The sequence below is a fragment of the Psychrobacter sp. van23A genome (genome assembly GCF_030845275.1).
Lineage (GTDB): Bacteria > Pseudomonadota > Gammaproteobacteria > Pseudomonadales > Moraxellaceae > Psychrobacter > Psychrobacter faecalis.
Map to the genome: position 1 here is coordinate 1,221,712 of NZ_CP132595.1, position 13,621 is coordinate 1,235,332.

At 42.7% G+C, this 13,621-nt stretch carries 12 protein-coding genes; 5 read left to right on the top strand and 7 right to left on the bottom strand.

Going from position 1 to position 13,621, the window contains the following annotated elements; all coding sequences use genetic code 11:
- Positions 1-26 precede the first annotated feature (26 nt).
- The 4 genes from RAH45_RS05290 to RAH45_RS05305 form a co-directional block, all read right to left on the bottom strand.
- Entirely contained in the window at positions 27-1,511 is a 1,485-nt protein-coding gene (locus RAH45_RS05290; RefSeq protein WP_306495734.1) for an aldehyde dehydrogenase, read from the bottom strand.
- A 53-nt stretch (positions 1,512-1,564) separates the two neighbouring features.
- Positions 1,565-2,428, bottom strand: a complete 864-nt coding sequence (dapA, locus tag RAH45_RS05295) for a 4-hydroxy-tetrahydrodipicolinate synthase (protein WP_306495735.1) — start codon at positions 2,426-2,428, stop codon at positions 1,565-1,567.
- Positions 2,429-2,524: 96 nt separating this feature from the next.
- On the bottom strand, positions 2,525-3,772 hold the full coding sequence (locus RAH45_RS05300) for an NAD(P)/FAD-dependent oxidoreductase (RefSeq protein WP_306495737.1): 1,248 nt from the start codon (positions 3,770-3,772) through the stop codon (positions 2,525-2,527).
- A gap of 125 nt (positions 3,773-3,897) precedes the next feature.
- Positions 3,898-4,890 carry a proline racemase family protein gene (locus RAH45_RS05305; RefSeq protein ID WP_306495738.1) on the bottom strand — a complete coding sequence of 331 codons (993 nt, stop codon included), beginning with the start codon at positions 4,888-4,890 and terminating at the stop codon, positions 3,898-3,900.
- Positions 4,891-5,232: 342 nt separating this feature from the next.
- Between RAH45_RS05305 and RAH45_RS05310 the strand changes: the two genes are divergently transcribed.
- From RAH45_RS05310 to RAH45_RS13745, 3 genes are all read left to right on the top strand, one after another.
- Complete coding sequence (locus RAH45_RS05310) at positions 5,233-6,036, top strand: helix-turn-helix domain-containing protein (protein ID WP_068407399.1); 804 nt, start codon at positions 5,233-5,235, stop codon at positions 6,034-6,036.
- Between the two features lie 103 nt (positions 6,037-6,139).
- Complete coding sequence (locus tag RAH45_RS13740) at positions 6,140-6,280, top strand: transposase (protein ID WP_068407396.1); 141 nt, start codon at positions 6,140-6,142, stop codon at positions 6,278-6,280.
- Between the two features lie 496 nt (positions 6,281-6,776).
- A complete protein-coding gene (locus RAH45_RS13745; protein ID WP_369958274.1) occupies positions 6,777-6,947 on the top strand; it encodes a hypothetical protein in 171 nt (56 codons plus the stop codon).
- 244 nt (positions 6,948-7,191) lie between these two features.
- On the opposite strand, the gene RAH45_RS05315 is transcribed toward RAH45_RS13745, so the two are convergent.
- The 3 genes from RAH45_RS05315 to RAH45_RS05325 form a co-directional block, all read right to left on the bottom strand.
- Positions 7,192-8,037, bottom strand: a complete 846-nt coding sequence (locus RAH45_RS05315; RefSeq protein WP_306495740.1) for an IclR family transcriptional regulator — start codon at positions 8,035-8,037, stop codon at positions 7,192-7,194.
- 195 nt (positions 8,038-8,232) lie between these two features.
- Entirely contained in the window at positions 8,233-9,498 is a 1,266-nt protein-coding gene (locus tag RAH45_RS05320; protein ID WP_369958195.1) for an MFS transporter, read from the bottom strand.
- Between the two features lie 155 nt (positions 9,499-9,653).
- Positions 9,654-10,808, bottom strand: coding sequence for an acyl-CoA dehydrogenase family protein (locus RAH45_RS05325; protein ID WP_068407388.1), 1,155 nt, complete (start codon positions 10,806-10,808; stop codon positions 9,654-9,656).
- A gap of 334 nt (positions 10,809-11,142) precedes the next feature.
- Here RAH45_RS05325 and RAH45_RS05330 point away from each other — a divergent pair, with 334 nt between their 5' ends.
- Together RAH45_RS05330 and RAH45_RS05335 are read left to right on the top strand one after the other, a co-directional pair.
- Positions 11,143-11,919, top strand: a complete 777-nt coding sequence (locus RAH45_RS05330) for an enoyl-CoA hydratase (protein ID WP_068407384.1) — start codon at positions 11,143-11,145, stop codon at positions 11,917-11,919.
- Positions 11,920-11,984: 65 nt separating this feature from the next.
- The gene (locus tag RAH45_RS05335) at positions 11,985-13,577 is read left to right on the top strand and encodes a 3-hydroxyacyl-CoA dehydrogenase (RefSeq protein WP_306495741.1); all 1,593 of its coding nucleotides are present in this window, start codon (positions 11,985-11,987) and stop codon (positions 13,575-13,577) included.
- Positions 13,578-13,621 lie beyond the last annotated feature (44 nt).

The window sequence follows — 13,621 nt, forward strand, 5'->3', positions numbered from 1 at the left end:
GACATTAGTTCTTGGGACGTCCTTGCTTAATTTACCAACCAGATAGTTTTAGTTTGAGTGTATTGAGATAGTGCCTCAAGGCCATTGTCACGCCCGCCGAAGCCAGATTGTTTGTAGCCGCCAAAAGGTGTCGTAATATCTCCTTCTGAAAAGCCATTAATCGAAACGGTACCTGCTTTAATGGCCGCTGCCACACGGAAAGCACGGTGGATATTTTGAGTATAAAAAGACGCAGCTAAGCCATAGCTACTTTGATTAGCAAGCGTGATGGCTTCTTCCTCAGTTTCAAAGCTGGTGATAGCGAGAATCGGACCAAAGACTTCTTCCTTGAACAACGTCATGTCTGCGCTGACATTATCAAAAATAGTGGGCTCGATATACCAGCCACTGCCAACTTCCTCATGGATACGACCGCCTGCAACCAAAGTAGCGCCTTCAGCTTTAGCGGTATCAAGGTAGGAAACTACCTTGTCGAAATGCGCCCTTTCGATCATAGGGCCAATAGCGACTTCAGGGTCATAGGGAAGACCTACTTTCCATGACTTGAGACCTTCTTGTAGGAGGCTCAATAAAGCTTCCTTTTGGCTAGAGTGCACTATTAATCGTGAGCCACAGCTGCAGTTTTCGCTCATATTCCAAAAAGCCGCTGATAAAATATGCTCAACGGTTTGCTCATTGATGGGGGCATCGGCAAACACCACTTGTGGACTCTTACCACCACACTCTAAGACCACTTCTTTTAGGTTGCTTTGCGCAGAATATTGCAGAAATAATCGACCGACTTCGGTAGAGCCGGTGAAGGAAATCATATCGACATCCATGTGCTGCCCGAGTGCCGCACCGACTTCTTCACCAAGGCCGCAAATCAGCTGTAAGGCCGCTTTTGGTACACCGGCTTCATACGCTAATTGCGTCAAGCGATAAGCTGATAGTGACGTTAGTTCGGCAGGCTTAACAATCACTGAATTTCCGGTTATTAGCGCTGGCGCGACCTTCCAAGCGTACATTTGTGCAGGGAAGTTCCAAGGTAATACTGCGCCAACTACTCCAATTGGTTCTTGTACGATAAGCCCTAGTGCATCAGATCCAGTAGGTGCGACCTTACCAAATACTTTATCAGCAGTTTCGGCGTACCATTCAAAGGTTTCGATCGTAGCGGGTAGATCGGTGTTGAGGCATTCTGTGATTGGCTTGCCCGCATCGACACAGTCTAATGCCGCAAGCTCATCAATGTTTTCATGCATTAACTTGCACCAGCGCTGCATTATAACTTTGCGCTCTGCAGGCGACATCCGACGCCAATCTCCAGTATCAAAAGCATTGCGAGCTGCAATCACCGCAAGGTCAACATCTTGACGATTGCCTTTAGCAATAGTACCGATAGGGTTATTGTCGATAGGGCTATGGTTAGGCAGTGTGGCGTCTGAGACCGGCTCAGCAGCTATGAGATGGCCTGCCAAAAGCTGTTGTTTTTTTGAGAGTTCGAAGACTTGCGCTGTGGTCATACTCATTGGATTGTCCTTTTTTATAAAGTGGTATTGTTGATACGAAGGCAGCTTAACAACTATGACAATAGAGTTAAGAACGACTTGGTATCTTCATCTGACATGGGGGTCAATGGTATACGTACAGATCCAACATCGATGGTACCGTTAATGCATCCGGCTTTAGCTTTTTGATTATAGTTACCAGATTCCATAGAATGAATCGCAGGGTACATACCACTCATCAGCTCTTTAGCCCCATCCCAATCGCTTTGCTGTGTCGCTTTAAATAGGGCAACTTGCTCGCTAGGGAAAACGTTAGCTGCACCTGCAATCCAACTTTTTGCACCCCAAAAGAAGAAGTCAACCGGTTGATCATCACAACCACAAACTACTTCAAAATTGTCGAAATTTGCTTGTAGCATGCGCAGCGCGTGGCTGAAATCGCCACTACTTTCTTTAATACCTGCGATATTTGGGTGTTTTGCTAGATGAGCAACCGTTTCAAATTCAATATTCACACCTACGCGTGCGGGAAAGTTGTACATAATGATAGGCAGGTCTGTTGCATCAGCGACTTTTTCGAAATGAGCGATAATGCCATTTTGATCTGGAAGACTATAAGGATTGGCTGATAGCATTAAACCATCGTAGCCTAGCGCTTTTGCTTGATGTGCCAGCTCAATGGAATGATCAGTCGAAAGGCTGTTAATACCAGCGATTAAAGTGATTCTACCTTTAGCAGTATCAGCAATAGTACTCAGAACGAGCTCGCGCTCTTCAGGTGAAAAAGTATAGTATTCTCCAGTGGTACCACAGGCTACGATACCGGTGACGCCTTTTTCTATAAAGACATTGACTAGTTCGGTTAGAGTTTGCGTGTCAATGTCGCCATTGGCATCAAAAGGGGTAACGATAGGGACTAAAACGCCATGAATGTTCATATAAATATCCTTATTTAATGATAAAAGTCGTTAGTAGGCAGCATGCCAATAGCGACAGTGAAAATTCTATGAGTGATCATAGAAGTAAAATTTGAATTATTTAAAACGATTTAAACGATAAGAAGTAGGGTCTATAGCGGGAGTCTCACCAAAATATAAAGCCGTGATCATATCGGCACTGACGACGGCTTGTGTCAATCCCAGATGCTGGTGACCAAAATTTAAAAGGACGGAACCGCACTTGTCGATAATGGGCAGCGAGTCGGCGGTCGAGGGTCTAAACCCCATCCACTGCGTGCTATTTTGACTATCAAGCGGGGTTTTTATCATTGCTTGTGCTTGCTTTAGCAGCATTTGCGCCCGGTTCATATTGGCTGGAGCCTCGAGCCCTGCATATTCTACTGTGCCCGCTAAGCGTAGCCCGGTTTCCATTGGAGTCATGATAAAGCGACGATCCATACTTGAAACGGGTAGGGTTAAGCGTGTGGCTTCGTTAGGCAGCATGAGATGATAACCACGTTCCGTATCGAGAGGAACTGAGATGCCCGTCAAGTGTTTGGCTAAAACTTTAGAGTGCGCGCCTGCCGCTAGCATGACTTTTTTGGCATTAATTTGTCGGTTGGCCGTCGTTAAAGTGATGCTATCGGCCGTCACTTTCGCACCCAAAACACGGCAGTTCTCAAAGATTCGACCACCAAGCTCTTTGAATGTATCAGTTAATTTCTGAGCCATGGCTTCGAGGTTAGTGATGTGTCCGGTCTCTGGGAAAAGCAAAGCGCCCAACTGGTTATCTTTTAACTCAGGCTCAAGGTCTAAGAGAGCCGATTGAGAGAGTAGTTCGTTATTCACTCCAAGGTCATTGAGACGATGGCCATGTGCTTTCAATTCGTACAGGCTAGTGTTCTTTTCGACTGTTAATAAAGACCCTTGTACCTTAATCCAGGATGTTAATTGCCATTTATCGGCAAAATCCTGCCAAGCTTGTAGGCTTTGACTATTGAGAGCTAAGAGTGCTTGATGGCTCTGCGCAAAAGGTTCTGGGCGCATATTCAATAGCAGCTTAAAAGCCCATGGCATTAAGCGTGGTAGGTAGCGCCAGTCTATGCGTAGCGGTCCTTCAGGGTTTAATAACATGGCTGGTACATGCTGCAATATATTGACATCAGCAATAGGAAAGACCTGCTCGGTGGCAATATGACCGGCATTGCCATAAGAGGCTCCGCGGGCGATTTTATCAGCTTCTAGGATAGCGACTTGCACTCCACGAGCTTGCAGACTAACGGCAGTGCATAAGCCAATGATACCGCCACCGATAATATGTAAATCAAACTCTTGATTGCCCATGCTGCTCTCACTTCCTTGTGATTATTAATATGATGCGTCTTGATCGATCTAATACTGCTTTTAGTGCCTACTTAAAAGATGTTAAAAATTTCTATTAGAAGAGGTTTGTAAAAGAACCAAAGCCGTTATAAAGAGATACCCCATTTAAATGGGTCGCTATCTTGGACAATTAGAGAGGTCTCTGCGCAGACATGAGCATAACCACGAATTGTAGGGATGATAGTATTGTCAGGATAAGGGTGAGAAACAGACTGATTTTCGCTAAGCCTTTCAGCAGGTTGATAGCTGGCGCTAAATATACTACCGATAACGCTTTCTTGAACCCAAGTCTGCCCAGGAGCTAATAGGTTATCCGCTGCCAAACAAGCTAATTTGGCACTGGTACCGGTCCCACAAGGAGAACGGTCATAAGCGGCACCTGGGCATAAAACGAAGCTTTTGCTATTGGCGCTGGCGAGCTCACTCTGACCAAACAGCTCTATATGATCTATTTCGCCATTATTAGCGCCAGTAATGCCAGCTTTATGAAGTGCAGATTTGATTTGTAAGCTGAACTGGGTAAGCGATTGGACATTACTCGCTTTGATGGCTTGAGGATGCTCACTCACTAAAAAAAACCAATTGCCACCCCAAGCGATATCTCCATACACAGGGCCAATATTCGGGACTTGAACTGCGACTTGTTTTTGGTAGCGATAAGAAGGTACATTTTGTACACTACAACTGCCGTCTTCATGCAGAGTAGCTTTTACCAAACCAACAGTTGTCTCAAGGTAATGCTCGCCTGGAGTAATCTTTTTCTGATAAGCAAGTGAGGCAATTACACCGATAGTGCCATGACCACACATACCTAAATAGCCACAATTATTGAAGAAAATAACGGCAGCCTTGGCGCGAGGGTCAGTGGGCTCACACAGTAAAGCGCCAACAAGTACATCGTTGCCACGTGGTTCTAGAATGATGCTTTGGCGTAAATGATCAAAGTTTTGTTTAAAGTCGTGGAGTTTTTCTTGAATGGTATACCCACTAAGGTTTGGGAAGCCTTCGTACACCATGCGAGTAGGCTCACCGCCAGTGTGCGAATCAATGATTTTAAAATTAAAAAGTATGGCAGACATAATTAACTTCCCGATTCATCCATGAATTAAGGTGTGTTCGTAGCACTTAATTATTAATAAATAGTGCATAGATATAGAATGCCCCGTTTCGTAAAAGGGGGCTTGTTGTTTTTCCATGAATAAATGCGCATTTCTGCATAGGTTATAGAGCGATATAACGGTATAAAGGTCATATGTTATTAACCTAACGTGCTAAATAGTTATTAGGCTCTAGGGAAGCTCAGGGTAAAATGATTTTAAAGTTTATTTTTCTAATGAAGTATTTATGTACAGAGCCTAAATGGTAATAAGGTTTCTTTAAAATGTTTTTAGGGTTTAGCAGGAGAGCCCAAGAGAGGCTATATGGAAAATGTGCAAATGCTATCGTTAAGAGAGCCGACAAATGGATTGTCAAAACAGCTACAGGCTTATCGACCAAAAAACTTGCAGGAGTTTGTTGGTAACGTATCATTATTAATACCTTTGCTTGATACTATGGCGAACACGGTATTTTTTGTGAAAGACAGCCAAGCATGTTATCAATTAGTAAGTAGGACACTGATTAAACGTAGTGGGTTCAAAGATAAAAAAGAACTTGTAGGGCTAACTTCGGAGCAAGTGTTTTCAGAGCCTCAAGGCAAAGATTACCTTAATCAGGATATGAAAGTGCTGAAAGAGGGCAGGGAGATTACGGATAGACTGGAGTTACATAGCTATGCTTCTGGACAGCTAGGGTGGTGTATCACGCAAAAGCTACCGGTATATAATACAGAACGGCGTATTGTAGCAATGGTGGGCATATCGGTCGATATCGATGAAGATAATGAGCGAATATTGCGTAAGCACGCTCGCTTGGCAAGTGTAGAGGAGTATGTACGAAACAACATTGATCAAAAGATTCATATTGTGCATTTAGCGACGCTGGCGAATCTTAGTCAATCACAACTAGAGCGTACTTTTAAGGCAGTACTTAATATGTCGCCGATTCAGTTTGTACAAAAACTTCGTTTAGAACATGCGATTCGTCTTTTGGCAGACCATAAGCTCACAGTGACGCAAATCTCTTTAAATTGTGGTTATGGTGATCATAGTGCTTTTAGTCGGCAGTTTAAGCAATTTACTGGAATGTCACCTATTAAGTTTCGTAAGATGCATTTTAAAATATAGTGACCAAGGTTTTTCTTTCGTATCCTATTATAGGATTGTGTAGTAATACCATTAAATTGGATAGCTACTAAGAAGTTATGCTAACTCAAAGAATGAACATAGTATGACCAGCAAACGCAATCAATATACCCGAGAATTCAAGCTTGAAGCTATTAGTTTAGTCGTTGATCAAAAACGTAAAATACCTGACGTGGCCGATTCCTTAAGGATAGGCAAATTTACCTTTCAGAAATGGCTGATCTAGTATCGACAAGAAATGAACGACCAAGCACCTACAGCTGGCAATTCATAAAACGCATGACAATATCCTAGCTCGCAACTTTAGCCCAACAGCGTCCCATCAAGTTTGCACGGATGATGTGACTTATATCCGTAACAAAGGTGGCTGGTGTTATTTAGCCGTCGTTTTAGACTTGTACGCTCGTCGTGTGGTGAGATTTGCCGTGCCAGAATTTCTGACAGTGTGCTGACCGCTAATGCGTTGCAGATAGCATATCAAAGTAGAATCAGACCCAGTGCTGTGTTATTTCACTCCGATCAGGGAACCTATTATACCAGCAAGAAATTCGCTGAATCCGCGGCAAGTTGTAAGGGTATGACACAAAGTATCAGGCGTCGTGGTAATCCACTATGGGCACAGCTCTTCGTCTTGCACTTGGGCAAAGCAGTGCTTTGCTAAACCTCGCTCATGGGACAACGCCCCAACTGAAAGGTTCTTCAGGAGCTTTAAAATTGTGTGGATGCCAAAGGGCGGCTTCGAGGATATAGCTGAAGCATCAAATGCTATTAGCGACTATATCTGGGGCTACTACCAAACGGTGAGACCGCACAGCTTCAATAATTATTTACCGCCGGCTGAAAAAGAAAGACGTTACTTTAATCAAAACCTCTTATCAGGTGTCCTAAATTAGTTGACCACTACAGTGATACCACACCGCTTTAATGATTATTTGCCACCAGCATAAAAAGAGGAACGCTACTTTAATAAAAATCTCTTATTAGTTGTCTTAAATTAGTTGATTACTACACAGCCTACTTAATCAAAATCTTCCAAGTTTCTCTATGGCAGGCGCTATATCCTTTGTAGCACTCCAAAATTCTTTTTCGAACATTACCTTTTATTTAAATATTAATAGGGATTACAGATGATGCGTTCTAGATAATGTAGAGATTATCTTCTATATTATTTTTCATATGCAACAGACGAGGTGCGATATCTTCCTCTAGTTTGTCACGGCTAAGGACAAAGTTTGGTGCGCCGCAATTAAAAGTTAGTAAACCCTCAGTAGGATGCATCAAGGCCGTAGCAACTGCATTGACGTCTTTTTGCCACTCACTAATCGAGAAGCAGTACCCATAATCTTCATAATCTTTAAAGGCTTTGTCCAGTCCTCGCCTAATCTTTAGCCAATCATCTTTATGCTTAGTACGAATGGCATCAAGGATGAATTCTTGCTCTGCCTGCGGCATGCTGGCCAAGCAGGCTCTTCCCATTGAACTTAAATGAATAGGTAAGTATGAGCCAACATTACGCCGCATCGTAGTCGTACTTGAGCTTTGTACGACATTTAGATATACCATCGTCAGGCGATCACGAGTTGCCATAGCAACGGCACTGTTAGCATAATCTGCAAGCTCTTCCATGTACGGTGTGACCAGATTATTGATAGAGATATTCGCCATCATTGTGTAGCCAAATCCCATTACGCCTACAGAGAGTTGATATTTACTACTGTTTGCCGATTGTTTTAAATATCCTAACTTAACCAATGTATACGTAAGACGAGTGATTGTGCCTTTCGGAAGCCCTGTTAATTGACTTAAGTCTTGATTGCCAAGATATGGACGCTGCGGAGTAAAACAACGCAGTAGTTCAAGTCCTCGAGCCAATGCCGTGACAAACTGTCTATCATTTTGATCTCTCATCTCTGCAATGGGTTCTAGCAATTCAATATGCGTTGTATTGTTAGTGCCTTCATCCACTAGGTTTTTAGTTGTCATATATTATTTTTAATCTCAATTAAGTTAATATAAATATGATAGTAAACGCACTATTTTCCGTACTTTATAATCAAAAAAAGGATTCTAAGCTGATAGTAGTCGACATCTTTAATAATACTATATTAAAGATGCCATTAAATTCTTAGCACAGGTATTATAAGCTATTTCGCTATGCGGTATATATATTGGATAATATTACGCCTTTTGTGGGTCGTACTGTTGTTCTTTAATGAATAAGGTTGGAATAAGACCACATAAGAAGTACGCACCTGCCATCAGTAATAAACCTGCGCCGATAGAGTTTTGCATAGCCATATAACCAATAGCGACAGGGGCGATAACTGAGCCTAATCGTCCGATATTGAATGCGCCACCAATAGCAGTTCCTCTAATAGCAGTAGGGAAACTCTCGGTTAAATAGGTAGCGTTGATAGCATAAGGAATACCATATAGGAAACCAAAGGTTAACATAAGCCAACCGATATTTTCAGGAGTATGGAAATATACTAATACTGGGATAAAGAGCGCCGTGCCCATAGTACCGAAAGCAAAAACTATCTTGCGACCAATTTTATCAGCTACAAAGCCTGCCACCACTTTTGCAAACATCATGGTTAGATATGTACCTGCCATATATAGAGCCATTTCCTTAAACTTGATACCCAATTCAGTTTCTAGGTAAGAAGGTAGCCAGTTACTGACTCCGAAATAGCCAAATAGTAAAAGACCTGAACTCATTGACCATAAGATGAACATGATGCGATGTTTGGGATTTTCAAATATGGCTTTATAAGGATTTTCAGGTTTTTGAAGAGAGTCTTTTGCACCACTGAGTTTAAGAGCGTGTGCCGCTTTCCAAGAGTTTGGTTCAGGTATAAGAAAATACATTGCTATAGATAGAGTAATAGGTAAAAACGTTAACAGGTATAGTGTGCGCCAACCATAACTTGGAATAATCCAAGCTGATATGCTGGTAATAACCAAAGATCCTAAGGTAAAACCTGTCATCAATGCGGCAAGTACCGTCGTTCGATGTTTGGTAGGTACCATCTCAGACATCAAGGTATTGGTGGCAATGTATAAGCTGCCAAGACCCAAACAAGCGGTGAATCTTAATGCTACAAACTGCTCATAGCTTTGCACAAATCCGCTAAAGCCAGAAAGAAGGGAGAAGAGTGCTGTCGCAAGCACGATCACACGTACTCGTCCAAAACGGTCACAGGCCCAACCACCGAAAAACCCACCGATGGCCATGCCAAATAAGGACCAACTGCCTAAAGCACCCGCTTGTACATTGGTCAACCCAAATTCTAGCTTTATACTTGAAAGTGTAAAGGCGAGAATACCAATATCAGCTCCATCGCATAATAGAACTAAAAAACAAAAAAAGAAGGCCAATTTCCAAGGCTGTTTTTGCACAGGAATTAAGCTCGGATTTGAAATTATAGCGGCACTTTTCACAATTTATATCCTTATTTTTGTGAGAGTAAAAGACTATGAGCATATGGGTATAGTGACGTTACTCAGGTATCTGCATCCCAGCAAATACATGAGTACGCTTTAATAATGTAAATACCTGTTACTAATCAAATAACTAGCATTTAAATAAGTGAAAACTACTCGCTCACCTCTTTAATCATATTGCGAGCAATGATGATTTGCTGAATCTGAGTAGTCCCTTCATATAAACGATATAAGCGCACATCACGATAAAAGCGCTCAATACCATAGTCGGCGATATAACCAGCACCGCCATGAATTTGCACCGCTCTATCAGCGACGCGGCCGCACATTTCAGTGGCAAACATCTTGGCGCATGACGACTCGGTAACGACGTCTTTACCTTCATCGCGCAGGCGTGAAGCATCTAATACCATAGATTTGGCCGCATAAATCTCTGCTTTTGAATCCGCAAGCATCGCTTGAATAAGCTGGAAGTTGGCAATCGGTTGCCCAAACTGCTTACGTTCGACAGCATAACGTAGCGCATCATCTAGCATTCGAGTAGCTGCTCCGGTACTTGCGGCGGCGATATGTAAGCGCCCTTTATCAAGGACTTTCATTGCTGTTTTGAAACCTACACCCTCGACACCACCTATCAAAGCACTAGCAGGAACGACGCAGTTATCAAAAATCACATCACAGGTATGAGCGCCTTTTTGCCCCATTTTTTTGTCAATTTTGCCAAGCGTAATACCAGGGGTATCGCTCTCAACGATAAATGCCGAAATACCGCCCGACCTTTTATTATCGGGGTCAGTGCGTGCCATGACGGTAAATATACCGGCTTGAGGGGCATTGGTTATATAACGCTTGGTGCCATTAAGTACATAGTTGTCACCATCTTTAATAGCCGTGGTTCGGAGTGAAGCAGCATCTGAGCCTGACTCTGGTTCGGTCAAGCAAAAAGAGCCGATGATTTCACCACTGGCAAGTCTTGGTAGATATTTTCGTTTTTGTTCTTCGGTGCCATCAATCACAAGACCAGATGAGCCAATACCGTTATTTGTCCCTATTAATGAGCGAAAAGCGGGTGAGGTGCGTCCCAATTCAAATGCCAGTGTGACTTCTTCTTCCATAGTAACGCCAAGCCCGCCGTACTCTTCGGGAATGGTCAGTCCAAATAGCCCTAATTCACGCATCTGGCTGATGATCTCTTCTGGCAGACGGTCGTTTTCTGCTACCCAATCTTCTTTCGGTATCAATTGATTGTTTACAAACTGACGAACAGTTTGGACGATATGGTCGAGTACTTCCTTATCTCTAATCATGTAGTTCTTCCTTGTTGAAATAATATCTAATATTGCTAATAGGGACTTTATGGTTAATTCGAACAAACAGCATAATGGATACTTTATTAAAATACAATACTTTTGGTTTAAAAAACCGCAATGCGGTATTTATTAAGAGTAAATATTTTTAATTTAGGGTTTATTTCTGAATTTAACTGGGTTCTTCTCTTCACAAATGGAAATAAACAGTATATATTGGCACTAGATATCGCTATGCGGTATTAATTACACAATTTTAAGGTATTTTAAGGATTGCCGTATTTTGCTTAAGGGCACTGTTTAAATTAAAGGACACTATTTAAAGGATGGCATCATGGAAGAGCAAATAATTTTAATTGAGCAGCAAGTAAATGGCGTTTGCGTGATAAGGCTTAATCGTCCTAAAGTTCGAAATGCTTTAAATACCGAATTACGTCAGAAACTGGCAGATATTTTTATCCAATTAAACGATGACCCTCAGATTAAAGCTATTGTGCTGACGGGCGGTGACAAAGTGTTCGCCGCAGGCGCTGATATTAATGATTTCTTAACCGCAAAAACGGTTGATGTGTACCTCCGTCATAGCGAACGTTATTGGGATGCCATCACCAATTGCCGTAAGCCGATTATTGCAGCGGTCAATGGTTATGCCCTTGGCGGCGGCTGTGAGCTTGCTATGCATGCCGACATCATCGTCGCTGGTAAGTCGGCTAAGTTTGGCCAACCAGAAATCAAAATTGGGTTGATGCCAGGAGCAGGGGGCACGCAGCGGCTGTTTCGCGTGATTGGCAAACATAAAGCCATGAAGCTGATATTAACGGGCGACATGATAAGTGCTGATGCAGCGGATCAAATGGGATTGGTTTCTGAAGTGGTCGAAGATGAAGCGACTATTAATCGTGCTATTGAAATCGCTGAACAACTCGCAGGTTACTCGCCTATTGCGTTAACTCAAATCAAAGAAGTTGCCAATCTCGGGGTGGACATGCCGCTACAAGCCGCATTGGCTCTAGAGCGTAAAGCCTTTCAGATTTTATTTGATACAGAAGATCAAAAAGAAGGGGCGAAAGCTTTTTTGGAAAAACGTAGTGCTGAATACAAAGGACAGTAGCTTGTTGAGACAAACATAGGCATAGCTAAATCAATTTTCAAAACGAGAGCATATAAAGGATTATTATGACCGTGAACACATTGGCCATTATTGGTACAGGCATTATGGGTATGGGTATCGCCCAAATCGCAGCGCAAGCGGGCATTCAAGTACTTTTATTTGATGCCAAGGCAGGAGCGGCCGAGCAAGGACGCCAATCCCTTCAAGCGACCCTAGAAAAACTGGCCGCCAAAGGTAAATTCACCGACGAGCAACTACAGTCTACCTTAGCCAATCTGACCGTGATTGAAAATATAGCCAAAATTGCTGAGGTAGATGTCGTAATCGAAGCGATTATCGAAAATTTAGAAATAAAACAACAGCTGTTTAAACAGTTAGAAAGCATTGTCCGTGCCGAGACGATTTTGGCAACCAATACTTCATCACTAGCAGTGACCGCGATTGCCTCCGATTGTGAGCATCCAGAGCGTGTGGCTGGATTTCACTTCTTTAATCCCGTGCCGCTAATGAAAATCGTTGAAGTGATTCCGGGCATCTCAACCAAGCCTTCAGTGGTCGAGACGCTTACGGCTTTAGCTAAACGCATGGGGCATTTAGGGGTAGTGGCAAAAGACACCCCAGGGTTTATTGTCAATCATGGCGGCAGAGCTTATGGCACGGAGGCCTTAAAAATATTAGGCGAGGGAGTCGCTAGTTTTGAGGATATAGATCTTATTTTACGTGAAGGTGCTGGCTTTCGAATGGGACCGTTTGAGCTGCTTGATCTCACCGGTATCGACGTATCGCATCCAGTTATGGAGTCTGTTTATAACCAGTATTATTTTGAGCCTCGCTATCGTCCGCATCCCTTAACCCGTCAAATGCTAATAGGAAAAAAGCTTGGCCGCAAAGTCGGTGAAGGCTTTTATCACTACACAGAAAATAAAAAACAAGATGGTCAAAAAGTAACAGTAGATCCTTCCAAACAATTACCTTTTAAGACAGATTCCGATATCTCAAACCTCTCAGTTTGGATTGGGGCGGATTTAGCAGAAGATAAACAACAACTGGTTGATTATCTAAACGCTAATGGTATTACTATCGACGATAACGAGAAACCAAATTCTGACAGCTTAATATTGCTGGCTATCTATGGTGACGATACCACCAATGCAGCTATCCGCTATCAGGTTAATCCTAAACAAGCGGTTGCCATCGATATGCTGACTGACTTATCCAAGCATCGTACGTTGATGCCAAGTATCGTCACGCAAGATAACTTTATAGCGCAAGCTTATGCCCTATTTGGTAGAAGTAATAAATTCGATAAAAGCTCGGATGAGGGTTCAAATGTTGCTGTCGATGCCACACTAATTACCGAAAGCACGGGTTTTGTGGCGCAGCGAGTCATTGCCATGGTAATTAACTTAGGCTGTGATATTGCGATGCAAGGTATTGCGTCTCCTGAAGATATCGATAATGCCGTTAAGATTGGATTGGGTTATCCGTATGGCCCTATCTCATGGGGGAATGAGCTTGATGCCAAGCGAATTTTACTGATTTTAGAACGCATTTATGGGTTAACGGGTGATCCGCGTTACCGTCCAAGCCCATGGTTACAACGCCGCGCTAAGCTGGATATCTCGCTATTTACTCAGCAGAGCAAGTATTCACGCTAATGACCTAGTTATTTAACGATATTACTAAACCATATATTTTAATA

Bases quoted from the DNA above. Each gene is read 5' to 3' on its own strand.
- RAH45_RS05290 (WP_306495734.1), bottom strand. From the start codon at position 1,511: ATGAGTATGACCACAGCGCAAGTCTTCGAACTCTCAAAAAAACAACAG.
- dapA (WP_306495735.1), bottom strand. From the start codon at position 2,428: ATGAACATTCATGGCGTTTTAGTCCCTATCGTTACCCCTTTTGATGCC.
- RAH45_RS05300 (WP_306495737.1), bottom strand. From the start codon at position 3,772: ATGGGCAATCAAGAGTTTGATTTACATATTATCGGTGGCGGTATCATT.
- RAH45_RS05305 (WP_306495738.1), bottom strand. From the start codon at position 4,890: ATGTCTGCCATACTTTTTAATTTTAAAATCATTGATTCGCACACTGGC.
- RAH45_RS05310 (WP_068407399.1), top strand. From the start codon at position 5,233: ATGGAAAATGTGCAAATGCTATCGTTAAGAGAGCCGACAAATGGATTG.
- RAH45_RS13740 (WP_068407396.1), top strand. From the start codon at position 6,140: ATGACCAGCAAACGCAATCAATATACCCGAGAATTCAAGCTTGAAGCT.
- RAH45_RS13745 (WP_369958274.1), top strand. From the start codon at position 6,777: ATGCCAAAGGGCGGCTTCGAGGATATAGCTGAAGCATCAAATGCTATT.
- RAH45_RS05315 (WP_306495740.1), bottom strand. From the start codon at position 8,037: ATGACAACTAAAAACCTAGTGGATGAAGGCACTAACAATACAACGCAT.
- RAH45_RS05325 (WP_068407388.1), bottom strand. From the start codon at position 10,808: ATGATTAGAGATAAGGAAGTACTCGACCATATCGTCCAAACTGTTCGT.
- RAH45_RS05330 (WP_068407384.1), top strand. From the start codon at position 11,143: ATGGAAGAGCAAATAATTTTAATTGAGCAGCAAGTAAATGGCGTTTGC.
- RAH45_RS05335 (WP_306495741.1), top strand. From the start codon at position 11,985: ATGACCGTGAACACATTGGCCATTATTGGTACAGGCATTATGGGTATG.